This window comes from Rhizobium lentis (genome assembly GCF_014200175.1).
In the GTDB taxonomy this organism is placed as follows: domain Bacteria; phylum Pseudomonadota; class Alphaproteobacteria; order Rhizobiales; family Rhizobiaceae; genus Rhizobium; species Rhizobium mulingense.
In genome coordinates this window covers 735277-759758 of sequence record NZ_JACHBD010000001.1, presented here as the reverse complement: position 1 = coordinate 759758, position 24482 = coordinate 735277, and the positions used below count along the sequence as shown (strand labels likewise).

Sequence of the window (24482 nt, the reverse complement as noted above, 5' to 3'; positions counted from 1 at the left end):
TGATGTGGGTCGCACCGAACTCGACGTCATCGACATAAAGATCCTCCGCGAGCTGCAGGCCGACGGCCGCATGACCAATGTCGAGCTCGCCGATCGCGTCGGCATTTCGGCGCCGCCCTGCCTGCGCCGGGTGCGCAAGCTCGAGGAAGCCGGCATCATCGAAGGCTATCACGCCATGCTGAACAGCCCGAAGCTAGGCTTCGATCTGGTCGCTTTCTGCATGGTCGGGCTCAAACACCAGTCTGAAGGAAACCTCAAGGCGTTTGCCGCGGCGACTACCGAATGGCCGCTGGTGCGCCAGGCCTGGATGGTTTCGGGCGACAGCGATTTCCTGCTGCATTGCGTGGCGGAAAATCTGACCCACTTCCAGGATTTCGTCATCGAGGTGCTGACGGCGAACGAACATGTCGATACCGTGCGCACCATGCTGACGATCCGGCAAGTGAAGAAGCTCGGGCTGGTGGAAGTCTGAACTATTTGCGCGAGGCATAACCGCCGCGGTTGATGCCGTGCCGCTGGAGTTTGTCGTAGAACGTCTTTCTCGGAATGCCAAGCGCCTCGATGGTGCGTCGCACGTCGCCGTCATTGCTCGCGAGCGCGTCGCGGATGATTTCCGCCTCGTAGCGTTCCAGCCGCTCGGGCAGCGTGCCGCCGGTCGGCTGCGGGGGAAGGGACGGAGCTCCGCCGCCTTCGAGGCCAAGCACCACGCGTTCGGCATAATGAGAGAGTTCGCGAACGTTGCCGGGCCATGGATGCGAGGCAAGGTGGCGGCGAACCGCCTCCGAAAGCTGCGGCACATCGCGGCCGAAGCGCTCGGCGGCGCGGGCGGCAAAGTGGGAAAACAGCAGCGGAATATCGTCGCGACGTTCCCTCAGCGGCGGAATCGAAATCGTCACGACATTCAGCCGATAATATAGATCCTCGCGAAAATCGCCGCGCACCTCGGGATCGCCAAGGTCGATCTTGGCTGCCGCGACGACGCGCAGGTCGACCGGGCGCACCTCGTTGGTGCCGAGCGGGGTGATTTCGCGCATCTCCAGCACCCTCAGCATCTTGACCTGCGTGGCGACAGGCATGCTTTCGATCTCGTCGAGGAAAAGCGTGCCGCCGCTTGCATGTTCGATGCGGCCGGTCCGGCGCTTCTGGGCGCCGGTAAAGGCGCCGGCTTCGTGGCCGAACAGCTCGCTTTCGATGACGGTTTCGGGCAGCGCCCCGCAGTTCAGCGCCACGAAATTGCCGTTTCGGCGATGGCTCCACTGATGCAGGATCTGGGCAACGACTTCCTTGCCGCTGCCGGTTTCGCCGGCGACCAGCACGTCGACATCGGTATCGGCGATATGGCGAAGGATCTTCCTGAGATTGTCCATGACAGGCGTCTGGCCGATCAGCGGCAAGGTCTCCTGCGCATCGTCGGCCGCCTTGCGCAGCATGCGGTTTTCCAGAACGAGCTGCCGTTTTTCGCTGGCGCGGCGGACGCTCTGGACGAGGCGGTCGGCTGCGAAGGGTTTGGCGATGAAATCATAGGCGCCGTCCTGGATGGCCTGTACGGCCATCGGGATATCGCCGTGGCCGGTCATCAGAATGACGGGCAGGTCGGCATCCACGTCTTTGAGCGTGGCGAACAGCTGCAGCCCGTCGATCTCGGGCATGCGGATATCGGTGACAACAGGGCCGGTAAAATCGGCCGTAAGCTCCGCCAGGGCGGTTTTTGCGCCGTCATAGGCCGAGACGGAGAACCCGGCGAGTTCGAGGGTCTGGGCCGTGGCGCGGCGCAAATCACTGTCGTCGTCGATTAGCGCAACTGGCATCGGTGTGGCCATGATCAAGCCTTCCTCAGATGAACGATGAACCTTGTCCCGCTCCCATCGCTCTCCACCTCCATCCGGCCGCCGTAATCGCCGACGATATCCTTGGAGATGACAAGCCCGAGACCGAGACCTTTTTCCTTCGAGGTGTTGAACGGCGTGAACAGGCCTTTGCGGATTTCAGGCGAAATGCCGGGGCCGTTGTCGGCAACCGTCAGCGTAACCGTTTCCGCATCGACCGATGTCTTGACTTCAACGCGACCGTCTTCGGCCTTCGGCGCCACGGCCTCGAGCGCGTTCTGAAGCAGGTTGATGAGCACCTGCTCGAGACGGATCCTGCTGCCCATGACCTGCAACTCGGCCGGCGGCAGCGCGATGTCGAGCGTATCCATTCGGCCGGCAAAGCGGCTGCGCAACAGCATCACCGCCCCCTCGATAACGTCCTTCAAGCCTGTCGGCTCGGCGCTGCCGCGGCCTTTGCGGGCGAAGCTCTTCAACTCCTCGGTGATCGAGCCTATGCGCTCCGTCAGTGCGGCGATGTTCTGCAGATTTTTACCGGCGGGCGCCGTCTGGCCGCGGTCGAGGAAGGTGCGGGCATTGTCCGCATAGGCGCGGATGGTCGCCACCGGCTGGTTGATCTCATGGGCGACACCGGCGGCAACCTGGCCCAGGATTGCCAGCCGGTTGGCCTGCACCAGATCCTGCTGCACCGCCTGCAGCTTCTGCTCGGTGCTGCGGTGACCGGCGATCTCGGCCTGCAGCCGATCCCGCGCCTGACTGAGATCCAGCGTCCGCTCGGCCACGCGCAGTTCCAGTTCTTCACGCGCCTGCTGCTCCCTGAAAATCCTCAGGGTAATCGTCTGGCGGCGGCGCAAAAGGAAGGCTGCGCCCGCCAGGAGCGGCAAAAGCAAAAGCACCGCCAGCATGCGCGCTTCGCGGACCGCCGCATCTACGGACGGCCCCAATGCAACAAGATGCTGCAGATGCCAGCCGGTCGCAGGGATCGGCATCACGACATTGAGAAAGCTGGTCTTACCGGCGCCGCCGGGCGTGACGATCTCGACGACAGCAAGCCCGTCGCCAAGCTGCCGGACGATATCGAGTGGCAGCGGCTGAAGCGGCGCGTCGCCGAATTGAAGGCTCTCGCGGATCGCGGTCAGCCGATCCTCGGCAATGCGGCCGATCGTCATGAACCGCCAGGAAGGAATGCTGGTGATGAGGACGATGCCGCGATCGTCAATAACGTAGGACGGGGCACCCGAGGCATTCCAATCCGCCTCGACATCGTCGAATTCGACCTTGACGACGACGACGCCCAGGAGGCCGTTGCGGCCTGATATCCGCTCGGAAATATAAAGGCCGGGCTTCTTGCTGACGGTGCCGAGCGCGAAATGCTCGGCCTGCCCTTGAGCGACGGCGCCTTGAAAATACTCGCGGAAGCGATAGTCACTGCCGACGAAGCTCGTCGGCTCGCGCCAGTTGCTGGCCGAAACCGCGATGCCATCCTTGTCGATGACATAGATGACGGCGGCCTTCGTACCGGCGGCCAGTGTCTCAAGCTTCCGGCTCAACTGCTCGAAGGTGCCGGCGTCGCGTCCCGCCAGGGCGGCGGCGAGCGCGGTATCTTGCGACAGCACGAAGGGCAGCGCCCGGTATTTCTCGAGAACCGTGCGCAGCAGCGCCACGTTCATCCTCGCATCGGTGCGGGCCTGTTCCTCCAGGGCAGCTTCCGCTCGGCGCCGGCCGACCTCGCCGCTCACCAATAGACTTGCGGCGACGGCCGCGAGGGCGAGCACCGCATAGGTCCACCACATTCTGCGAATGCGGTGGTGCAAGGGCAGGGAGGGCCAAAGCCTTTGCGAGACTGACAAGGACATGGCGGATTTGTGCATTTTTCCGCACGAGACGCAAATGGATTTGTGTGGGTTTTCGCATTGGCAGGGTGGGCTGCTGGCCCGTCAGACATTTTTTACGACATAAACACAATCACTTAGGCGGAAGGGGCGAAACTGGCACGGCGATTGCGAAGAAGAGCGCAACAACGGCTGAGCTGTTGGATTGAAGCGAACGGCTCGGGAGGCCGGAGTTCGTTCCGGACGAGCCTTTAGGAGGACATCATGATCGCAGCACCACTCGATGCAGTCGCAGACAGCAAGGGCAGGAAGCCCTTCTATTCCCATCTCTACGTCCAGGTTCTCGCGGCTATCGCCGCAGGCATCCTGCTCGGCCATTTCTATCCCGAACTCGGCACCCAGCTGAAGCCGCTTGGCGATGCCTTCATCAAGCTCGTGAAGATGGTGATCGCTCCGGTCATCTTCCTGACGGTGGCGACCGGCATTGCCGGCATGAGTGACCTGAAGAAGGTCGGCCGCGTCGCCGGAAAGGCGATGCTGTACTTCCTGACCTTCTCGACGCTGGCGCTCGTCATCGGCATGATCGTCGCCAACGTCGTCCAGCCCGGCGCCGGGATGAACATCGATCCGGCATCGCTCGATCCGAAGGCCGTCGCCACCTTTGCCGATAAGGCGCATGAGCAAAGCATCGTCGGCTTCCTGACGAATATCATCCCTACGACGATCGTCGGCGCCTTTGCCGACGGCGATATTCTGCAGGTGCTGTTTTTCTCGGTGCTCTTCGGCATCGCGCTTGCCATGGTCGGCGAAAAGGGCGAGCAGGTCGTGACTTTCCTCAACGCTCTGACGGCTCCGATCTTCAAACTGGTCGCCATTCTGATGAAGGCCGCCCCGATCGGCGCCTTCGGCGCCATGGCCTTCACCATCGGCAAGTACGGCATCGGATCGATCGCCAATCTCGCGATGCTGATCGGCACCTTCTACATCACCTCACTGCTCTTCGTTCTCGTCGTGCTTGGCGCGGTTGCCCGCTACAACGGCTTCTCGATCCTGGCGCTGCTGCGTTACATCAAGGAAGAACTGCTGCTGGTGCTCGGCACCTCGTCTTCGGAGGCCGCACTTCCGGGCCTGATGAACAAGATGGAAAATGCCGGCTGCAAGCGTTCGGTCGTCGGGCTCGTCATTCCCACAGGCTATTCCTTCAATCTCGACGGCACCAACATCTACATGACGCTGGCAGCGCTCTTTATCGCTCAGGCAACCGGCATCAATCTCTCCTGGGGCGACCAGATCCTGCTACTGCTCGTGGCGATGTTGAGCTCCAAGGGTGCCGCAGGCATCACCGGCGCCGGCTTCATCACGCTTGCCGCGACGCTCTCCGTCGTGCCTTCCGTGCCGGTCGCCGGCATGGCGCTGATCCTTGGCATCGACCGCTTCATGTCGGAGTGCCGGGCACTGACCAACCTGGTCGGCAATGCGGTCGCGACGATCGTCGTGGCGCGCTGGGAAAACGAGCTGGATACGGGGCAGCTTGCCAGAGCCTTGGGCGGCGAGACCGAGGAGACGTCGGCTGCCGGTCTCCAGCCCGCCGAATAAGCAGCGTGATCATTGGCAATCTTTGCAACGGCCCGTTAACCAACGGGCCGTTTGCTTATTGGTAAGCTCGTTTTCTACTCATCGTCATCCTCGGCCTTGTGCCGAGGATCTGCTGCCCTTATCGATCCGAGGCAGATGCTCGGGACAAGCCCGAGCATGACTGAGGGAGGGGACCTCTGCAGCGGCCCGATGGCCCGTTACCCAACGGGCGTTTTTCGCTCCGCGTCAGCCGCGATTGCCGCCGAGAAGGCGGTCGTAAACGGCGCCGATCGCAGTTGCTTCCTTCTCCAGCGCAAAATTCGCACTGACGTGGCGCAGCGCATTCTCGCCATGGGCGATCGCCAGCGCGGGATCGGCGATATAGGGGGCGATTGCCCGCGTCAGCGCCTCACCGTCGCCGGCGGCGACGATCGAGCCGGTCTCGCCCTCGGCAATGAGTTCGGCATAGGCGCCTGCATCCGATGCCACCACCGCCGTCTGCGAAGCCATGGCTTCGAGCGGTGTCAGGCCGAAGCCCTCGTTGCGGGAGGGGGCGACATAGAGCGTCAGGCGGCGATACCAGACCTTGATATCGGGCACTTCGCCGAGAAAGAGGATCCGATCAGCGAGCCCGGCGGCGGCGACGTCGGCCTTGAGCTTGTCGCCGAAGGCGGTGTGCTCCGCCGTCACCCGGCCGGAGACGACGGCCGTCCATTCGGGGTGCTGCGGCAAGAGTTCGATCATCGCCCGAACGAAGAGATCGGTGCCCTTCTGATGGCGCACACGACCGAAACAGCCGACAAGATAGCGGCCAGGCAGACCGGTCGCGGCAATGCCGTCTTCCGCCGTTTGCGGCGGGTGGAACAAGGACAGATCGACCCCATGCTGTATGACCGTGTGCGGCACCTCGAGGAAGGAGCCGGAGCGGTCGCTGGTCGCAATCACCGCGTCCATGCGGCGGATCAGCCATTTCGTGTAGGCGGTGTGGCGGCGTTGCGCGGCCGAGGTGAAGATGAGCTTCAGCGGCATGCGCAGGAGATGGCGGAGCAGGATGCCGACGGCCATCTCATTGTTGCGGCGGGCGTGCCAGACACGGTGGCGCCGGCGTGCCGTCGGGCGCCAGAGCCCGAAAAGCTGCGCCCATTTCAGTTTCGGCAGGCCTTCCGGCAGGCCGGGGCCAAGCGTTGCTATGCGCATGCCGAGCCGGATCTGGCATGGGATGAGCTGGACGATAGTCGACGTGACGCCGGAGAGCCGGCGCTTGAAATTGGGCGCGATGATCTCGACGTCACGCATATCAGGCAAGGGGGGCTCGTTTGTGGCGGGCGATCAGCCCCAGGAAACCTGAAGGATTTCGTAGGCCTTGGAGCCGCCCGGCGCGTTGACCTCGATGGAATCGCCGACTTCCTTGCCGATCAGCGCACGGGCGATCGGGGAGGAGATGGAGATGCGGCCTGCCTTGACGTCGGCTTCCTGGTCGCCGACGATCTGGTAGGTCTTTTCTTCCTCGGTGTCCTCGTCAACGAGCTTCACCTTGGCGCCGAACTTAATCTTGTCGCCCGACATCTTCGTGAGGTCGATGACCTCGGCGCGCGCCGTCAGATCTTCGAGCTCGCTGATGCGGCCTTCATTGTGGCTCTGGGCCTCCTTGGCAGCGTGATATTCGGCGTTTTCGGAAAGGTCGCCATGGGCACGGGCTTCGGCGATCGCCTCGATGATTCGGGGGCGCTCCTCCTGCTGACGCCAGCGCAGTTCTTCCTGCAGCTTGACGAAACCACCCTGTGTCATCGGTACCTTTTCAACCATTTTTCTGTCCTTCACTCCTCGTATCGGCACGTCAGGCGCAAACACAAAAGAAAACAGGTCCCGAAGGGGAGCTTCGGAACCGTGCCACAATCCTAGTTAAGTGCTTATAGCAGATCGCCAAGGCCGATTTCCAGAAAATTCGCATAAATGCAACGCAACCCCCGCGATATCAGGTGATATGCCTGAAAATTGAGCGGGGGTGGGATAGTTCGGATTGACTTTGTATATTAGAACATATAGTGAACATAGAAATGAAGAGATCGCTTGCCGAACGCTTGGCCATCCTGTCCGATGCCGCGAAATATGACGCTTCCTGCGCCTCCAGCGGCACGGTAAAGCGCGATTCGGGCACCAGCGGCGGGCTCGGCTCGACCGAGGGATCCGGCATCTGCCATGCCTATGCGCCGGATGGGCGGTGCATTTCGCTTCTGAAGATCCTGCTGACCAATTTCTGCATCTATGACTGCGCCTATTGCGTCAATCGCTCGTCGAGCAATGTCGAACGGGCGCGTTTTACACCGGAGGAGGTGATCTGGCTGACGCTGGAATTCTACCGCCGCAACTATATCGAAGGCCTCTTCCTTTCTTCCGGCATCATTCGTTCATCCGATTACACGATGGAGGAGATGGTTCGCATCGTGCGTGAACTGCGCGTGACGCATGCTTTCCGCGGTTATATCCATCTGAAATCGATCCCCGAGGCGTCGCCGCGGCTGATGGAGGAGGCGGGGCTTTATGCCGACCGGCTGTCGCTCAATATCGAGCTGCCGACGGATAACGGCATCAGCCGCTTCGCACCGGAAAAGAAGCCTGCCAATATCCGGCGATCGATGGCTGATCTGAGGCTGAAGATCGAGGCCGCCGGCGAACCGACGCTGAAAAGCAAGAAACGCCAGCGTTTCGTCCCGGCCGGACAGAGCACGCAAATGATCGTCGGCGCCGACGGCGCGAGTGACGCGACCATCCTTGCGACCAGCGGCCGGCTCTACAGCAGTTATGGCCTCACGCGCGTCTATTATTCCGCCTTCAGCCCGATCCCGGATTCCTCGAAAAACCTGCCGCTTATCAAGCCGCCGCTGATGCGCGAACACCGGCTCTACCAAGCCGACTGGCTCTATCGTTTCTACGGTTTCGGCATCGACGAGATCACCGCCAATCAGGCGGGCGGCATGCTCGATCTCAACCTCGACCCCAAACTTGCCTGGGCGCTTGCCAACCGGGCCGAATTCCCCGTCGATATCAACAGGGCCGAGCGCGAACGGCTGCTGCGCGTGCCCGGCCTTGGCACCAAGACGGTCAAAGCAATTGTTTCGGTGCGCCGTTTTCGCCGTCTGCGGCTCGATGATCTCTCGCGGCTCGGCGTTTCGATCAAGAAGGTCCAGTCGTTCATCTCGGCGGAAGGCTGGTCGCCGCGACGGCTGCTCGATAGGCCGGATCTTCGCGCCATGTTTGAGCCGCAGCCTGAACAATTGTCGTTGCTGTGATGCGCCGGGTCGTGCTCGCAGGGCGCGGAGATCTTGCCGAATGGCGTGATGCCGCGCGCGCCTTGGCGGCGGCTGGTATTTTGCCTGAGGAGATCGAGTGGCGCGAAAGAAGTGCGGAGGCGGACCTTTCCTTTCAGCGCGACGCCATGCCGCCGGCGCCGGCGGCATCACGCAAGCCGATGACAGTGCCGCCCGTTTTCATCGAGCTTGCCGAGACGGTGCTATGCCATTCCGATCCGGCGCGCTTCTCGCTGCTGTACCGCCTGCTCTGGCGGCTGCAGCTGGACCGGCAGCTGCTTGAGGTGACCTCCGACCAGGATGTCGTGCGTGCCAGGCTGATGGCGAAAAACGTTCATCGCGACGCGCACAAGATGACGGCCTTCGTCCGCTTCAAGGAGGTTGGCGCGGTTTCCGAAGAGCGGCGAAAATTCATCGCCTGGTTCGAGCCGGACCACCATATCGTCCGGCGGACGGCACCCTTCTTCCAGCGACGTTTCACCGATATGGACTGGCTGATCGTCACGCCCAAGGGATCGGCCACCTGGGACGGCGAGCGGCTGACGATCAGCGACGAACCTTGCGAGAAGCCCAATCTTACCGACGTAACCGATGAGCTCTGGCGCACCTATTATGCCAGCATCTTCAATCCGGCGCGATTGAAGCTGAAGGCGATGCAGGCGGAGATGCCGAAGAAATACTGGAAGAACCTGCCGGAGGCCGATCTCATTCCTGGCTTGATTGCATCGGCCGAAAGCAAGGTGCGGGAGATGGCGGCAAGGGAGGCAACGCAATCTTTGCCTTTTCACGATCGGCTGCAGCAGGCTGCGCGCAATCTTCCCGCCGAGCCCGAGCTTCCGGCGGGCACGCTGGAGGCGCTCCGCGCGGAGGCTGCCGTCTGCACGCGCTGTCCCCTTCACGCCAATGCGACGCAGACGGTCTTTGGGGAGGGGCCGCGCGATGCGGCGGTGATGTTCGTCGGCGAGCAGCCGGGCGATCAGGAGGATATTGCAGGGCGCCCCTTCGTCGGTCCGGCGGGCAGGCTTTTCGATCAGGTGATTGCGGAAGCGGGCATCGACCGATCGACGCTCTACGTCACCAATGCCGTCAAGCATTTCAAATACGAGCCGCGCGGCAAGCGGCGCATCCACCAGAAGCCCAATATGGGTGAGGTGCAGCATTGCCGCTGGTGGCTCGATCTGGAATTGACGCTTGTCAACCCGAAGCTGATCGTCGCCATGGGGGCGACGGCACTTGCGGCGCTGACCGATGTGAAAGGACGCCTGCAGGACGTCAGAGGAAAGGCGATGGCAACCGAAGGAGGGCGCACGCTCTTCGTGACGGTGCATCCGTCCTATCTGCTGCGCATTCCCGACGAACGGCTGAAGGCGGAGGAGATGGCGCGCTTTCGCGAGGATATGAAGAGAATTCAGGGACTTATGAAGGCAGCCGCATAAGTTGATTCTGGTTGAGCTCAGCGTCAGCGCTCAAGGAGCGCCGACGCTGTTCCAGTTCATACTCTATTCCGGACGCAAAACCGCGGCACGGGTTTGCTGGAATTGCTCTGATCTCAGGCAAAGTAGCTCTGCAGCGGCCGCACTTCCAGATTGCCCGCCTTCAGCGCCTTGATCGCCTGGGCGGCGGCCTCGGCGCCGGCCATCGTCGTGTAATAGGGCACCTTCTGCATCAGCGTCGCGCGGCGCAGCGACTTGGAGTCCGAGATCGCCTTGTTACCGTCGGTGGTGTTGATGACGAGCTGGACCTGGCGGTTGCGGATTGCATCCTCGATGTGAGGACGGCCTTCTAGAACCTTGTTGATCTTGGTGGCGGTTATGCCGTTTTCGCCGAGGAAGCGGGCGGTGCCGCCGGTCGCCAATACCTTGAAGCCCTGTTCGACGAGAATGCGGATCGCCGGCAGTACGCGCGGCTTGTCCTCGTCGCGCACCGAGACGAAGACCGTGCCGTCACGCGGCAGTTCGACGCCGGCGCCAAGCTGCGATTTGGCGAAGGCCAGCGCAAAATCGGTATCGAGGCCGATGACTTCGCCGGTCGAGCGCATTTCGGGCCCAAGCAGCGTATCGACGCCGGGGAAGCGGGCGAAGGGGAAGACGGCTTCCTTGACGGCGATATGGGTGAGCTCGCGCGGATCGGGCTTCGCGCCGTAGGCGGCAAAGGCCGCGTCGAGTTTCTCGCCGGCCATGACGCGAGCGGCGATCTTGGCGATCGGCGCGCCGATGGTCTTGGCGACGAAGGGCACGGTGCGCGAAGCGCGCGGATTGACTTCGAGCACGTAGACGGTGCCGTCCTTGATGGCGAACTGGACGTTCATCAGGCCGCCGACATTGAGCGCCTTGGCCATCGCCTTTGCCTGGCGCTCCAGCTCGTCGAGCAGCTCGACGGGCAGCGAGCGCGGCGGCAGCGAACAGGCGCTATCGCCGGAATGGATGCCGGCTTCCTCGATATGCTCCATGATGCCGGCGACGTACACATCGGTGCCGTCAGAGAGGCAGTCGACGTCGACTTCGATGGCGTGGGTGAGATAGCTGTCGAAGAGCAGCGGGTTCTTGCCGAGCAGGGTGTTGATCTGGCCGGTCTTGTCGTTGGGATAGCGCTGCTTGATATCCTCGGGCACCAGTTCCGGCACCGTGTCGAGCAGGTAGGACTGCAGCTGGCCTTCCGAATGCAGGATCTGCATGGCGCGGCCGCCGAGAACGTAAGACGGGCGCACGACCAGCGGGAAGCCGATTTCGGCAGCGACGAGACGGGCCTGCTCGACCGAATAGGCGATGCCGTTGTTCGGCTGGTTGAGGTCGAGCTTCATCAGAAGCTTCTGGAAGCGGTCGCGGTCTTCGGCGAGATCGATCGCATCGGGCGCGGTGCCGAGGATCGGGATGCCGTTCTTTTCCAGCGCCTCGGCAAGCTTCAGGGGCGTCTGGCCGCCGAACTGGACGATGACGCCGACGACTTCGCCCTTTTCCTGCTCGGCGCGCAGGATCTCGATCACGTCTTCCGCCGTCAGCGGCTCGAAATAGAGCCTGTCGGACGTGTCGTAGTCGGTGGAGACGGTTTCCGGGTTGCAGTTGATCATGATCGCTTCATAGCCTGCATCCTTCAAGGCGAAGGCGGCATGGCAGCAGCAATAGTCGAACTCGATGCCCTGGCCGATACGGTTCGGGCCGCCGCCGAGAATGACGACCTTCTTGCGGTCCGAAACCTGAGCCTCCGAGCGGGCGGCGCCGACGAAGGGCGTCTCATAAGTCGAATACATGTAGGCGGTCGGCGAAGCGAATTCGGCCGCACAGGTGTCGATGCGCTTGAAAACAGGGCGGACGTTCAGGCCGTTGCGCAGTTCGGCAACTTCCTTCGGGCGCTTGCCGGTCAACGTTGCCAGACGCGCGTCGGAAAAGCCCATTGCCTTCAGCATGCGCAGGTTGGCGGCATCGCCGGGCAGGCCGTGCTCGCGGATGCGGGCTTCCATGTCGACGATGTTCTTGAGCTCGGCGATGAACCAGGGGTCGATCTTGCAGCCCTCGTGCACCTCTTCGATGCTGAGACCCTGGCGCAGCGCCTGGGCGACCATGCGCAGGCGATCGGGCGTGGGTGTGCCGATCGCTGCACGGATGGCGTTCTGGCTGGATTCGCCTTCCTCGAAATCGGGGATTTCGATTTCGTCGAGACCGGTCAGGCCGGTTTCCAGGCCGCGCAGCGCCTTCTGCAGCGATTCGGCGAAGGTGCGGCCGATCGCCATGACTTCGCCGACCGATTTCATCGCGGTGGTCAGCACCGGCGAGGCGCCGGGGAATTTTTCAAAGGCAAAACGCGGGATCTTGGTGACGACATAGTCGATCGAAGGTTCGAAGGAGGCGGGCGTGGCGCCGCCGGTGATGTCGTTTTCGAGTTCGTCGAGCGTATAGCCGATAGCGAGCTTCGCAGCGACCTTGGCGATCGGGAAGCCGGTTGCCTTGGACGCGAGCGCGGAGGAGCGCGAGACGCGCGGGTTCATTTCGATGACGACGAGGCGGCCGTCTTTCGGGTTGACGGCAAACTGCACGTTCGAACCGCCGGTCTCCACGCCGATCTCGCGCAGCACCGCGATCGAGGCGTTGCGCATGATCTGATATTCTTTGTCGGTCAGCGTCAGCGCCGGAGCGACGGTGATCGAATCGCCGGTATGGACGCCCATCGGATCAATGTTTTCGATCGAGCAGATGATGATGCAGTTGTCCGCCTTGTCGCGGACAACCTCCATCTCATACTCCTTCCAGCCGAGCACCGATTCTTCGATCAGCACTTCCGTCGTCGGCGACGCATCGAGGCCGCCGCCGACAATCTCAAAGAATTCCGAGCGGTTGTAGGCAATGCCGCCGCCGGTGCCGCCGAGCGTGAAGGAGGGGCGGATGATGGCGGGCAGGCCGACATGGTCGAGCGCCTGGGCGGCGATCGCCATGGCGTGGTTCATGTAGCGCTGCTTGCGGTCGCTCTCGCCGAGGTTCCACTGGTTTTCCAGCTCGTCCAGCGCCTTGTCGAGGTCGGAGCCCGAGAGGCTCTCGCGCAGCTTGCTGCGCTCGGCCTCGTGCGTCTTGCGGTCGAGGTCCTTGATGTCGGTGGCGTTCGCCAGCATCGAGCGCGGTGTTTCCAAGCCGATGCGGGCCATGGCCTCGCGGAACAGCGCCCGATCCTCGGCCATGTCGATGGCGGCGGGCTTCGCGCCGATCATCTCGACATTGTAGCGGTCGAGCACGCCCATGCGCTTCAACGAAAGCGCAGTGTTCAGCGCCGTCTGGCCCCCCATGGTCGGCAATAGCGCGTCCGGGCGCTCCTTGGCAATGATCTTGGCGACGACCTCAGGGGTGATCGGCTCGACGTAAGTGGCGTCGGCCAGGCCCGGATCGGTCATGATCGTTGCCGGGTTGGAGTTGACGAGGATGACGCGGTAGCCTTCCTCTTTCAGCGCCTTGCAGGCCTGGGTGCCGGAATAATCGAATTCGCAAGCCTGGCCAATGACGATCGGTCCCGCGCCGATGATGAGGATCGATTTGATGTCTTGGCGCTTCGGCATGGGCGATATCCATTGTCTGGCTGCGCAAAAAGCCGGCCAGGGTGGGAGATCACCAGGTCGGGTCGCGCATTGAAGGTCTTTTCAGGCTAGAAGCGGCTTATAGGCAAATGTATTTGCAAACGGAACCCCATAAATCGCGGAATCGACAGGAATCCGGATATGGCGTGAAAGCTATTTCCCGTTCGGCACGACGAGCACCCGGATTTCGCCGCCGCGCGCCGAATTGGTGATCGATTCCGGGGCTTCATCGAGCCCGATCCGCCGGGATATCAGCGGCTCGACCTTGATCCTGCCGGAGCCGATGAGGTCGGCGGCGCGGCCATGAGTGAAGGGGTTGACGAAGGAGCTTATCAGCGCGACTTCGCGAAACAGCAGATCGAAGGGTTCGATTTCGATCGTCGCGCCCTGCGGCATCACACCGAGAATGACGGCAGTGCCGCCGCGCCGCGCAAGCCGGGGCGCCTGCTGCATGGTCTCGGCCACGCCGGCGCATTCGAAGACGACATCGGCGCCGCCGGGCAGCAGTCCGTCTTCGGCGATGATGCGGGCAACGATGTCGCCGTTACCGGGATCGGCCGTTGCCGTCGCGCCGAGGCTTTCGGCCAGCCGCCGCTTTTCGGCACTGCGCGTCACCAGCACGATCCGGGTCGCCCCGGCAAGCCTGGCCAGCTGCAGGGTGAGCAGGCCGATGACGCCGCCGCCGAGCACGATGGCCGACGCGCCGGTTCTCAGCCCGGCGAGATCGACGCCGTGAATGCAGCAGGCCAGCGGTTCGCAGAAGGCGCCGTGCAGCGGATCGAGATCGGTCGGCAGGGCGAAAGCCTGGCTTTCAGGCATGCAGACATATTCGGCAAAACCGCCGTCGCGATGGATGCCGATCGCCTGCAGCCTCCGGCAGAGATTGAGGCGGCCGCGCCGGCATTCCTCGCAGCCGCCGCAAGAAATGTTGGGATCCCCGGTCACGCGCATGCCCGGGAGAAAATCGGTCACGCCGCTGCCGACCGCCTCGACGATACCGGCAAATTCATGGCCGAGCGTCACCGGCGGCTTGGAAGGAAATTCGCCATGGAAGATATGGCGGTCGGTGCCGCAGATGCCGCAAGCCTCAATGCGGACCAGCAATTCGCCCGGCCCCGGCACGGGCTTGCTGATCTCGCAGAGCTGCAATTTTCCGGTTGCTTCCAGCCGTACGGCCTTCATCGCCTTGTCCTCCCGAATTCTTCTCCCGATCAGGAAGAGCCAAAGCGGGACTCCCGTCAAGCGCTTAGGGCGCCTTCTTTATCTGAAGCGGTGTGCCGATCGGCTGCGCGCTCGCCACGATCGTATGCCACAAAAGAGCAGGCCATGTCGCCCGATGAAGTCGCTGGAATTCCCGCCATCGACGGATATATAGATTCCTGAAGTAAGAAGCATGGGCATTGTCGGGGAGAACGAAGATGGATTGGAGAGGCCGGCGTCAGTCCGACAATATCGAGGATCGCCGCGGCGATCCGGGCGGCGGCGGGTTCGGCCGTGGCGGCGGCTTCAACTTTCCTTCCGGCGGCGGCGTTCGCCGCGCCGGCGGCGGCTTGAGCATCGGCACGATCATCTTCCTCGTCGTCATCTATTTCATCTTCAAGCTGATGGGCATCGACCTGCTGCAGGTGCTCGACACCGGCAGCATGACCAGCGGGCCCGGCTACGAGCAGAGCCAGTCCGAAGGAACACGCACGCCCGCCAATGACGAGATGACCGCCTTTATGCGCACTGTGCTCGCCGAGACCGAGGATACATGGAACGGCATCTTCCAGGCGCAGGGGCAGAATTACCAGGAGCCGCGCCTCGTGCTCTTCTCGGGACAAACGCAATCGGCCTGCGGCTTTGCCTCTGCCGCGACCGGTCCATTCTACTGCCCAGGCGATCACAAGGTCTATCTCGACACGGATTTCTTCCAGGAACTCTCCGACCGGTTCGGCGCTTCGGGCGATTTCGCCGAAGCCTATGTCGTCGCGCACGAAGTCGGCCACCATGTTCAGAATCTGCTCGGTATCCTGCCGAAATTCAATCAGGCCCGCCAGCGTATGAGCGAGGACGAAGCCAACAAGATGTCGGTGCGCGTCGAGCTGCAGGCCGACTGCTTCGCGGGCATCTGGGGTAAATATACCGAGCAGAAGGGCCTGCTGGAATCCGGCGATCTGGAGGAGGCGCTGAACGCCGCCCAGCAGATCGGTGACGATACGCTGCAGAAACGGTCGCAGGGTTACGTCGTGCCCGAGAGTTTCAACCACGGCACCTCGCAACAGCGCGTCAGATGGTTCAAGCGCGGTTTCGACAGCGGTCAGCTGTCGGCCTGCGATACGTTCTCGGGGCCGGTTTGAGGGAGAAGTGATTACCCGTCGCTTGCGCGCCGGTCATTCTCTCACTATCCATATGCCGCAGCATATGCTCGGGATAACGCACGCCGGCAGCAAGCGCGTCGTCGCCGTGATTGCAAAGGCGCCGACCACCCGGGCGCGCCGGGCGGTTGAGGGATTTCATAAACTTCCCGTACGGCTGCATCAAAAACTTTGAAATGTTCACGTATTGTTTCAGGTTTCTTTCTGAGTTATGTCACCTTAGCGGCGACGAGATCGTCTTCTCAGAAACAATCGCTGTAGAGATGGCTCATGCTTGATCCGAAGTTCGTTCGCCGCGGCCTTTTCCTGGTCTTCATCATCCTCTTCCTCGACATTATCGGCATCGCCATCATCATGCCGGTGCTGCCGGCCTATCTGGAACAGCTGACCGGCGGCAGCGTCAGCGATGCGGCAATCGACGGTGGCTGGCTGATGCTCGTCTATGCCGGCATGCAGTTCCTGTTCGCGCCGCTGCTCGGAAACTTGTCGGACCGTTTCGGCCGCCGGCCGATCCTTTTATTGTCGGTGCTGACCTTTGCGATCGACAATTTCATCTGCGGCATCGCCACCAGCTTCTGGATGCTGTTTGTCGGCCGCGTGCTTGCCGGCATCAGCGGCGGCAGCTTCGCCACCTGCTCGGCCTATATCGCCGATATCAGCACCGAGGAGAACCGGGCGAAGAATTTCGGCCTGATCGGCATCGCCTTTGGCGTCGGCTTCACGATCGGCCCCGTCATCGGCGGGTTCCTCGGAGAGTTCGGACCGCGCGTGCCGTTTCTTGGCGCGGCAGCGCTGTCGCTTCTCAATTTTATTGCCGCCTGTTTCCTGCTGCCGGAAACGCTGGAAGCGAAGAATCGCCGCCGCTTCGAGTGGAAGCGCGCCAACCCGCTCGGCGCGCTTCGCCAGATGCGCGACTACCCCGGCATCGGCTGGGTCAGCCTCGTGATGTTCCTGTTTTTCCTGGCGCATGCCGTCTATCCCTCCGTCTGGTCGTTCGTCTCGACCTATCGTTACGGCTGGAGCGAGGGCCAGATCGGCCTGTCGCTCGGTATCTACGGGATCGGTGCCGCGCTCGTCATGGGGTTCGTTCTGCCGCGGATCGTGCCCCTGCTCGGCGAGTGGAAGACCGCTCTCCTCGGCCTGTGCTTCTCGGCTGCGGGACTGACCGGCTATGCCTTCGCCTGGGAGGGGTGGGTCGTCTACGTCGTCATCGTCGCGACTGTCATCGAAAACGTCGCCGATCCGCCGCTGCGCAGCATCGCCGCCGGCAAAGTGCCGCCTTCGGCGCAGGGCGAGCTGCAGGGCGCCCTGACCAGCCTCAGCAGCATCACCACGATCGTCGGGCCGTTGATCTTCACGCAGATGTTCGGCTATTTCACGCGGCCCGAGGCACCCGTCACCTTTGCCGGTGCGCCTTATCTCACCGCCGCCGTGCTCATCCTGCTGGCTGCCGGGGTATTCCTCACCAGGGTTAGGCTCCGTGAGCCGGCCGAGGCGCTGGAAGCGGCGGGCTGATCAATCAGAAATAGTGATGTCATGATGAATTTTTCATCATCTTCTCGTTCTGGGGTAGTTCTTTGCGAGGCTTTGATCTAAGTCCGAATGATATTTTGCCGCTTCATTACGCGGCGTTGCAGATTTCAATCACAGGACTGGTGTCATGGACACGCCGATCGACGCGCGCAGGCTTGCGCCGACAAACGATAATCGCTGGAGCGCACATTTCCGTGCGACGCTGGCGCTCGGCATTCCGCTGATCGGCGCGCAGCTTGCCCAGCTCGGCATACACACGACCGACGTGATGATCGTCGGGCGTCTCGGCGCCGAGCAGCTGGCGGCCATGGTGCTGTCGGCACAGTTCCTGTTCACGATCCTGATCTTCGGTTCGGGCTTTGCCATCGCCGTCATTCCGATGGTGGCGCAAGCCTATGGCCGCGGCGACGTCGTCTCGGTGCGCCGATCGCTGCGCATGGGCCTGTGGGTGGTGATCGGGTTCTGGATCGTCGTGCAACCGGCCTTTTTCAATGCGGAACAGATCCTGCTGTTTGCGCAGCAGAAGCCGGAGGTGGCCAGGCTCGCGCACGGTTATATCCTGATTGGCCAGTTCGGCGTGCTTCCGGCCCTGCTTTTCAACGTCATGCGGGCGCTTGTCAGCGCCATCGGCAAGGCGGGCATTATCCTCAACGTCACCATCGTCACGCTGGTGATGAACGCGATCTTTGCCTATGCCCTGGTGCTCGGCCATTTCGGCTTACCGGCGATGGGGCTGGAGGGCGCGGCAATCGTGTCGGTCGTGGTGCAGGCAGCTGGTTTCCTCTTCATTCTCGCTTTCGTCCAGGGGCGGGAGGAGACGCGCCGCTATGAGATATTCGTGCGGTTCTGGAAGCCCGATTGGCATGCGCTGCTCGAGGTCATCCGGCTCGGCCTGCCGATCAGCGTCACCGTGCTTGCCGAGGTCAGCCTGTTCACGGTGGCATCGCTCTTGATGGGCTATATCGGCACTATCGAGCTTGCCGCGCATGGCATCGCCCTGCAATGGGCCTCGATCGCCTTCATGATTCCGCTCGGCCTCAGCCAGGCGGCGACAGTGCGCGTCGGTGTGGCGCACGGGCAGGGCGATCATGACGGACTGGCGCGCGCTTCGATCATGGTTGTCGTCATCGCCTGTGCGATCTCGGCAGTGGGTTCGGTGCTCTTTGCCACCATGCCGCAATTCCTCGGCAGCTGGTTTCTCGACGTCAACTCGCCCGAGGCGCCGCAAGTTCTGGCCTATGCCGGCCCGCTGATCGTCGTTGCCGGGCTCTTCCAGCTCGTCGACGGGCTGCAGGTGATCGCCAACGGATTGCTGCGCGGCCTGAAAGATGCGCGCGTGCCGATGATCATGGCGCTGATCGCCTATTGGCCGATCGGCTTTTTCCTCGCCTGGGCCTTTGCCTTCCCTCTCGGCTTCGGCGGCATCGGCATCTGGTTCGGCTTCCTCGTCGGGCTGGCAGCTGCTGCCGTCATGCTCTGCGCACGCTTCTATCTTCTCCTTCGCCGGGAACGCGCGCCGGCCGGCGCCTGAGCCGGCGCGTTATTTTAAGCCGCGACAGGCTTGTAGCTGGCGATATCGGCGCGAATGCCAAGACGGGCAAACATCTCCTGCGGATCAATTGGCGGCCTTGTGGGCGGCCGCGACGGCTGCCAGCGCCACGTGCAGAAAACGATATTTTCGTCCGACAATCTGCCATCGGGTCTCAACTCTAGGCGCAGTTCAATCTATGGCGCGATATCGATGCGGCGACGATCGGGTCGCTGGAGTTCGGCACCTCGGAACACAGCCCGTTCCAAGCGACGATCGAAGCCCTGCCGATCGGGGCGATCAGCTATGCAAAGTTAATCACGTCATTCGCACGCCGCAGAATTTGCGCGCCAACACCCACGACAGCTATTCGCTGATCATCACCGAGGCGGCCGCCTGCGGGCACTTATCGTGGCAAAGAACTCGAAGTTCCCGTCGGGGGCTCCTTTCTCGACGGGGCCGAGCGGCTCCGGTACCAGCCAATGCACCTGGCTAAGTCTGAGGCTCGAATGCGCCGCAGGTGCCGTCTCGTTACTCTACGTAGTTCCAGGGGATGAAGCGGTAGAGAGTTGTGTCTCTGGCTACGTGTCCGATGCCGGGGAACGGAAGATGAGCGCCCGCGACGAGATAACGTCCATCAGCGGCGTCTGCCAAGGCCACCGCACGGGTTGCTGCCGCGGCAGTTCCGTCGACGTCAAACGTGACGAACACGTCGGGCTCATCGAACTGGACGTAGTCGCCATGGATCACATCCCCCCAGAAGACCAGCCGCTGACCATCGTTGGCCTTTAGAACGATCGAGCTGTGCCCCGGCGTATGGCCGGGCCTCAGGATCGAGCCGAAGTTCGGCAGGGGATCGGCGTCGTCGGCGAAACGCGCAACCTTGCCCGTTGCGATATACGGAGCGAGGGCATCAAGTGCGCGTTGAAGGTCCTTGCCTATCTCTTCTGTCACCGACGTCAGACCTTCGCGATCGATCCAGAATCGTACTCCCGGTCGGCCACGTGAATCGTTGCATTCGGAAACTGTGTCTTGCCATCTACGGTGAGGCCGCCGGAGTGATCGGCATGGATATGAGTTAGGATGACCCCATCGACCTGATCAGCCCGGTATCCCGAGCGCTCGAGGTGCCTGAATAAGCTTGCCAGCCCCAGGCCCGAATAGGGTCCCAGTTCCTGCGTCTATCAGAACAAGACGCTCACCGTCGTTCACCAGATAGGCGTTGATGGAAATGTGCGGCTCCTCGCCGAGAAAATTCTCGTCGAGCTTGCGTTGCAGCGCGTCGATCGGCTCGTTCTGGTAGATTTTCGCCATGGGCAGCGCCATCGTGCCGTCCGACAAACCCGTGACTTCGAAGTTGCCGAAGTGAAATCTATAATATCCGGCATTCGCGACATTCGAAAACGGTGCGGCGGAAAATGCGAAGCGCGGCGCGATCGGCAGCAAAGCTGCGGCTGCGAGAAGGCCCAGTGTCTGTCTGCGAGTAGTCATGATCAGCTCCCTCATTTGGATGCGATCAAGGTATCAATTCGCTCCTGCGTCGATCATCCTGTGTCCATGGAAGTCACTGTTCCGGAATCGCATGAAATCCACCCAATCTCCCGATCTCAACAGCCTGCGGATTTTCCTCGAGGTCGCCCGCACGGAGAGCTTTTCGTCAGCGGCGCACCGTCTCCACCTTCCGCCGAGCACGGTCAGTCGGCGTCTGCTGGAGCTCGAAACCGTACTCGGCACGGCGGTGTTGTTGCGCTCGACGCGGCGCGTTTCATTGACCGAGGCCGGGAGACAGTTGCTCGATTCGATCAGCGGGGCTCTGGAGACTGTTGAACGCGGCATTGCTAACTTCCGTCCAGTAGACGGAGCGGTCCGCGGGCGCCTTCGGGTTGCGACGTCCTTCAGCTTCGGGCGCGTCTTCCTCCCGTCGATTCTGGCGCGCTATGCAGAGCTGTGCCCGGAGGTCCAGGTCGACGTGCAGACGACGCATCAGAATATCGATCTGATCGGTGAAAGCGTGGACGTGGCGCTTCGGATGGGGCAGCCCGCCGATAGCGATATGATCTACCGGAAGATTGGAATCGTCGAGCAGCGGCTATACGCCGCTCCGGCCTTTTGCTCCGGGCTGGCTTTGTCCGGGCCCGAGGACTTGAGGGATGTGGCACTGGTCGCGCACCGGACCCGCATGCGGCGAGAGCTGGTCCACTGGACATTGTCGAATGGCACCCGGCACTTCACGGTCGAGCAGCCTCCTGCTATCGTAGTTGACGATCCCATCCTTGTCGAAGGCCTGCTCAGTCAGGGCCTTGGCATCGGACTGCTGAGTGATGTGCTTGCAGCCGACGGCGTCGCGACCGGCCAGCTCGTTCCGGTCCTTCCGGGCTGGTCGGGGCCTCCTGTGCCCCTCTATTACCTGTATCATCAGCAATTAGGTGATCTGCCAAAAGTAGCGGAATTCCTGAAAGCAACTCGCGAAACATTACGGACTAAGTCAGCCAGACCGGACGCTGAGACCATTACAACGTAGTGGCAGACGTGAGCCGCAGGGCACCGCTTCTCGGGACAGCACCGGACATGGCGGAGTTTTCCTCCAGGGGCCGCTTGGGGTCGAACTCGTCGCTACCAGCCACGAATCCGAACGTCTTGAAAGTCCGCATTGCTGACCTTGGATATCTAAAACCACGGCGTCCGCTTTCAGGGGCGTGCATCCAAGACCGTGTAAGTCCGAAATGAGGGGGCGAAAGAGACGTCAGGCCCATAGCAGCATTGGGTCCCTTTTGCTACCGTTCGAGGTCGATCCGAGGGACGTGCTGTATGTGCTAGAATGGGGACGGAACGCGACAGACGCACTGCGAGGGGCGGTGTAATCAAACTGGAAGTCGCGCGACCGAGTGCCAACGTTGTGCTCTTTGAAGGGGAGACGAGGACGATGCCGACACCAGAGCAACCCAGTCTAATAGTTCGACAGAAATCCCCACCGAACATCGAGTTTCCGTTTGCGTCACTCTCCGATTGGCTGATCCCAACCGAGCTGTTCTTCGTGCGAAACCATTTCCCGTCGCCGGAGCTCGATGCACGAGACTGGAGATTGCGCGTTGGCGGGGCGGTGGAGCGGCCGATCGAACTTGACCTCGACAGCATCAAGGCGATGCGGAGCACGACTTTCACCGCCGTCGTAGAGTGCGCGGGGAACGGGCGCGTCTACTATGTGCCGCCGAGGGAGGGGTTGCAGTGGCAGAACGGAGCCGTCGGCAATGCCGCGTGGACAGGTGTTCCTCTGCGCGAGATTTTAGAAATGGCGGGCGTTAAGCGAACCGCACGTGAGGTTCTGCTGGTAGGCGCAGACAGCGGCGTCGTCGACCCGAACAAGAAAACGGCTTCTCCGGGCCCCATCGCTTTTGCGCGCAGTTTACCGCTTGAGAAGGCCATCGCTGACGGCACGATCCTTGCCTATTCGATGAACGAGGAGCCGTTGACGCGCGATCACGGCTACCCGCTACGCGCGATCGTGGGTGGCTGGTTCGGCATGGCTTGGGTCAAGTGGATCACGCATATCACGGTTCTGGAGCAACCTTTCCTTGGCTACTGGCAGGCGCGCGACTATTTCCGTTGGGAGCGTAGCCTCGGGGAACCCAGGCTGGTCCCCCTCGCGGAGATGGAGGTCAAAGCGCAGATCGCCCGTCCCGTGCAGGGCGCGCGTCTCGTCGCCGGTCAACCATATCGGATTTTCGGAGCCGCCTGGAGCGGAGAAGCCGTTATCCGGCAGGTGCAGGTCTGCACCGGAGATGGCAGGGGCTGGCGCGAGGGAAGGCTCCTCGAAACAGAACGTCCCTTCGCATGGCGCTTGTGGGAGTACATGTGGACCCCTGAAGAAGCGGGGCGATATATACTGCGATGTCGCGCGACCGATGGTGCGGGGTGCGTGCAGCCCGACCTCCAGCGTTCCGACTGCGAGAGCTACGCGGCCAATTGGATCGTTCCGGTGGAGGTTACGGTCGTTCCCGAGCCACAGACGTACGAGGAGGAATTCGTGATCTAATCACCCGCAAGGGGCGGATGGCGGCTTTCAGCGCAAAGCAGCCAAATTCCTCTATAGCGAAGAAAGACCGCTTCGGCAGATAGCGGTCCTTGCTCTTCTTGCCGCCCTCAAGATTCAAGAGATTCCACATCACGTTAGCGGCTGCCGGTTAGCGGGCCTTTGCGAAATCGGCAGTTCTTGAAATCAGCGTTCGGCGAGCGCCGGTTCGCCCTTCTTCTCGCGCACCATGTTGATGAAGCGGCGGAAGAGATAGTGGCTGTCCTGCGGGCCGGGGGAGGCTTCGGGATGGTGCTGGACGGAGAAGACCTGCTTGCCGAGCACGCGCAGACCGCAATTGGTGCCGTCGAAAAGCGAAATATGAGTCTCTTCAACGCCATCGGGCAGCGACTTCGAGTCAAGCGCGAAGCCATGGTTCATCGAGACGATCTCGACCTTTCCGGTCGTGTGGTCCTTGACGGGATGGTTGGCGCCGTGATGGCCCTGATGCATCTTCTCGGTCTTGGCGCCGAGGGCGAGGCCGAGCATCTGGTGGCCGAGGCAGATGCCGAAGACCGGGATATCGGTCTTAACAAGCGTCTTGATCACCGGCACGGCATATTCGCCGGTCGCCGCCGGATCGCCCGGGCCGTTCGACAGGAAGATGCCGTCCGGCTGCATGGCGAGCACGTCTTCGGCGCTCGTTGTCGCCGGCACGACGGTCACCTTGCAGTCGAGGCCGGCAAACAGGCGCAGAATGTTGCGCTTGACGCCGTAGTCGAGGCACACGACATGATATTTTGCGTCGGCAGCGCCGAGCTCGCCATAACCTTCATTCCAGATCCACGGCGTCTGGGCCCATTGCGAAGACTGGCCCGAGGTGGCGATCTTGGCGAGGTCGAGGCCCTCGAGGCCGCTCCAGGCCTTGGCTTCGGCCTTCAGCGTCTCGATGTCGAACACACCGTTCGGATCATGGGCGATCACCGCGTTCGGAGCGCCGTTCTCGCGGATCCAGGCAGTCAGTGCGCGGGTGTCGATGCCGCAGAGGCCGATGATGCCGCGCGCCTTCAGCCATTGGTCGAGATGTTTGGCGGCGCGGTAGTTCGAGGGTTCGGTGATGTCGGCCTTGAAGATGACGCCGACGGCACCGTGGCGGGCGGCAGGCGTCAGATCCTCGATGTCTTCGTCATTGGTGCCGATATTGCCGATATGGGGAAAGGTGAAGGTGACGATCTGACCAAGATAGGACGGGTCGGTCATGATCTCTTCATAGCCGGTCAGCGCCGTGTTGAAGACGACCTCGGCCTGGACCTTGCCGGTGGCGCCGATGCCCTTGCCTTCGATCACCGTGCCGTCGGCAAGAACGAGCAGGGCGGTCGGCTTTTCGATTGTCCAGGGTGCTGTCGCGGTCATCTTCATCCCGTTTCCGGCGGCCGATGCGCGTTGCCGCGCTCGCTG

General features: G+C 62.2%; 19 protein-coding genes and 1 pseudogene. 9 read left to right on the top strand and 11 right to left on the bottom strand.

The genetic code is table 11. The features are described from left to right. The first annotated feature begins 4 nt into the window (after positions 1 to 4). Positions 5 to 472 (top strand): Lrp/AsnC family transcriptional regulator, encoded by a 468-nt coding sequence (locus tag GGI60_RS03690; protein ID WP_009992419.1) that lies wholly within the window; start codon positions 5 to 7, stop codon positions 470 to 472. 1 nt (position 473) lies between these two features. Here GGI60_RS03690 and GGI60_RS03685 read toward each other — a convergent pair whose 3' ends face one another. Continuing rightward, entirely contained in the window at positions 474 to 1820 is a 1347-nt protein-coding gene (locus GGI60_RS03685) for a sigma-54-dependent transcriptional regulator (protein WP_183912511.1), read from the bottom strand. Between the two features lie 2 nt (positions 1821 to 1822). Beyond that, a complete protein-coding gene (locus GGI60_RS03680; protein ID WP_183912513.1) occupies positions 1823 to 3697 on the bottom strand; it encodes an ATP-binding protein in 1875 nt (624 codons plus the stop codon). 225 nt (positions 3698 to 3922) lie between these two features. Between GGI60_RS03680 and GGI60_RS03675 the strand changes: the two genes are divergently transcribed. Then, positions 3923 to 5254: a dicarboxylate/amino acid:cation symporter gene (locus GGI60_RS03675; RefSeq protein WP_183912515.1), complete on the top strand. Its 1332-nt coding sequence runs from the start codon at positions 3923 to 3925 to the stop codon at positions 5252 to 5254. Between the two features lie 225 nt (positions 5255 to 5479). On the opposite strand, the gene GGI60_RS03670 is transcribed toward GGI60_RS03675, so the two are convergent. Together GGI60_RS03670 and greA are read right to left on the bottom strand one after the other, a co-directional pair. After that, complete coding sequence (locus tag GGI60_RS03670) at positions 5480 to 6538, bottom strand: glycosyltransferase family 4 protein (protein ID WP_183912517.1); 1059 nt, start codon at positions 6536 to 6538, stop codon at positions 5480 to 5482. Positions 6539 to 6562: 24 nt separating this feature from the next. Further along, positions 6563 to 7039, bottom strand: a complete 477-nt coding sequence (gene greA / locus GGI60_RS03665; RefSeq protein ID WP_017965278.1) for a transcription elongation factor GreA — start codon at positions 7037 to 7039, stop codon at positions 6563 to 6565. A gap of 251 nt (positions 7040 to 7290) precedes the next feature. Between greA and GGI60_RS03660 the strand changes: the two genes are divergently transcribed. Continuing rightward, the gene (locus tag GGI60_RS03660) at positions 7291 to 8523 is read left to right on the top strand and encodes a putative DNA modification/repair radical SAM protein (protein WP_183912519.1); all 1233 of its coding nucleotides are present in this window, start codon (positions 7291 to 7293) and stop codon (positions 8521 to 8523) included. After that, entirely contained in the window at positions 8523 to 9977 is a 1455-nt protein-coding gene (locus GGI60_RS03655) for a UdgX family uracil-DNA binding protein (protein ID WP_183912521.1), read from the top strand. Before GGI60_RS03660 ends, GGI60_RS03655 begins: the two co-directional genes overlap by 1 nt. Before the next feature lie 113 nt (positions 9978 to 10090). Here the strand turns inward: GGI60_RS03655 and carB are convergent, their stop codons facing one another. After that, positions 10091 to 13579 carry a carbamoyl-phosphate synthase large subunit gene (carB, locus tag GGI60_RS03650; protein ID WP_183912523.1) on the bottom strand — a complete coding sequence of 1163 codons (3489 nt, stop codon included), beginning with the start codon at positions 13577 to 13579 and terminating at the stop codon, positions 10091 to 10093. Between the two features lie 171 nt (positions 13580 to 13750). Next, complete coding sequence (locus GGI60_RS03645) at positions 13751 to 14779, bottom strand: zinc-dependent alcohol dehydrogenase family protein (protein ID WP_183912525.1); 1029 nt, start codon at positions 14777 to 14779, stop codon at positions 13751 to 13753. A gap of 236 nt (positions 14780 to 15015) precedes the next feature. Between GGI60_RS03645 and GGI60_RS03640 the strand changes: the two genes are divergently transcribed. The 3 genes from GGI60_RS03640 (at position 15016) to GGI60_RS03630 (ending at position 19018) form a co-directional block, all read left to right on the top strand. Continuing rightward, entirely contained in the window at positions 15016 to 15936 is a 921-nt protein-coding gene (locus GGI60_RS03640; RefSeq protein ID WP_183912527.1) for a neutral zinc metallopeptidase, read from the top strand. A 288-nt stretch (positions 15937 to 16224) separates the two neighbouring features. Next, complete coding sequence (locus GGI60_RS03635) at positions 16225 to 17469, top strand: TCR/Tet family MFS transporter (RefSeq protein ID WP_183912529.1); 1245 nt, start codon at positions 16225 to 16227, stop codon at positions 17467 to 17469. 145 nt (positions 17470 to 17614) lie between these two features. After that, positions 17615 to 19018: an MATE family efflux transporter gene (locus tag GGI60_RS03630; RefSeq protein ID WP_183912531.1), complete on the top strand. Its 1404-nt coding sequence runs from the start codon at positions 17615 to 17617 to the stop codon at positions 19016 to 19018. Positions 19019 to 19032: 14 nt separating this feature from the next. On the opposite strand, the pseudogene GGI60_RS03625 reads toward GGI60_RS03630, so the two are convergent. The 4 genes and pseudogenes from GGI60_RS03625 to GGI60_RS31845 all read right to left on the bottom strand — a co-directional run. Further along, positions 19033 to 19144: pseudogene (locus GGI60_RS03625) on the bottom strand (antibiotic biosynthesis monooxygenase); the annotation flags it as partial. Between the two features lie 402 nt (positions 19145 to 19546). Further along, positions 19547 to 19969 carry a hypothetical protein gene (locus GGI60_RS31855; protein ID WP_246720292.1) on the bottom strand — a complete coding sequence of 141 codons (423 nt, stop codon included), beginning with the start codon at positions 19967 to 19969 and terminating at the stop codon, positions 19547 to 19549. A 5-nt stretch (positions 19970 to 19974) separates the two neighbouring features. Beyond that, on the bottom strand, positions 19975 to 20163 hold the full coding sequence (locus GGI60_RS31850) for an MBL fold metallo-hydrolase (RefSeq protein WP_246720319.1): 189 nt from the start codon (positions 20161 to 20163) through the stop codon (positions 19975 to 19977). After that, the gene (locus tag GGI60_RS31845; protein WP_246720291.1) at positions 20117 to 20521 is read right to left on the bottom strand and encodes a hypothetical protein; all 405 of its coding nucleotides are present in this window, start codon (positions 20519 to 20521) and stop codon (positions 20117 to 20119) included. The genes GGI60_RS31850 and GGI60_RS31845 overlap by 47 nt, the downstream gene beginning before the upstream one ends. 76 nt (positions 20522 to 20597) lie before the next feature. On the opposite strand from GGI60_RS31845, the gene GGI60_RS03615 reads away from it, so the two are divergent. Together GGI60_RS03615 and GGI60_RS03610 are read left to right on the top strand one after the other, a co-directional pair. Next, entirely contained in the window at positions 20598 to 21536 is a 939-nt protein-coding gene (locus tag GGI60_RS03615; protein ID WP_183912533.1) for a LysR family transcriptional regulator, read from the top strand. A gap of 402 nt (positions 21537 to 21938) precedes the next feature. Beyond that, complete coding sequence (locus tag GGI60_RS03610) at positions 21939 to 23048, top strand: sulfite oxidase (RefSeq protein ID WP_281413983.1); 1110 nt, start codon at positions 21939 to 21941, stop codon at positions 23046 to 23048. Between the two features lie 183 nt (positions 23049 to 23231). Here GGI60_RS03610 and carA read toward each other — a convergent pair whose 3' ends face one another. Next, on the bottom strand, positions 23232 to 24437 hold the full coding sequence (carA, locus tag GGI60_RS03605) for a glutamine-hydrolyzing carbamoyl-phosphate synthase small subunit (protein ID WP_183913858.1): 1206 nt from the start codon (positions 24435 to 24437) through the stop codon (positions 23232 to 23234). Positions 24438 to 24482 lie beyond the last annotated feature (45 nt).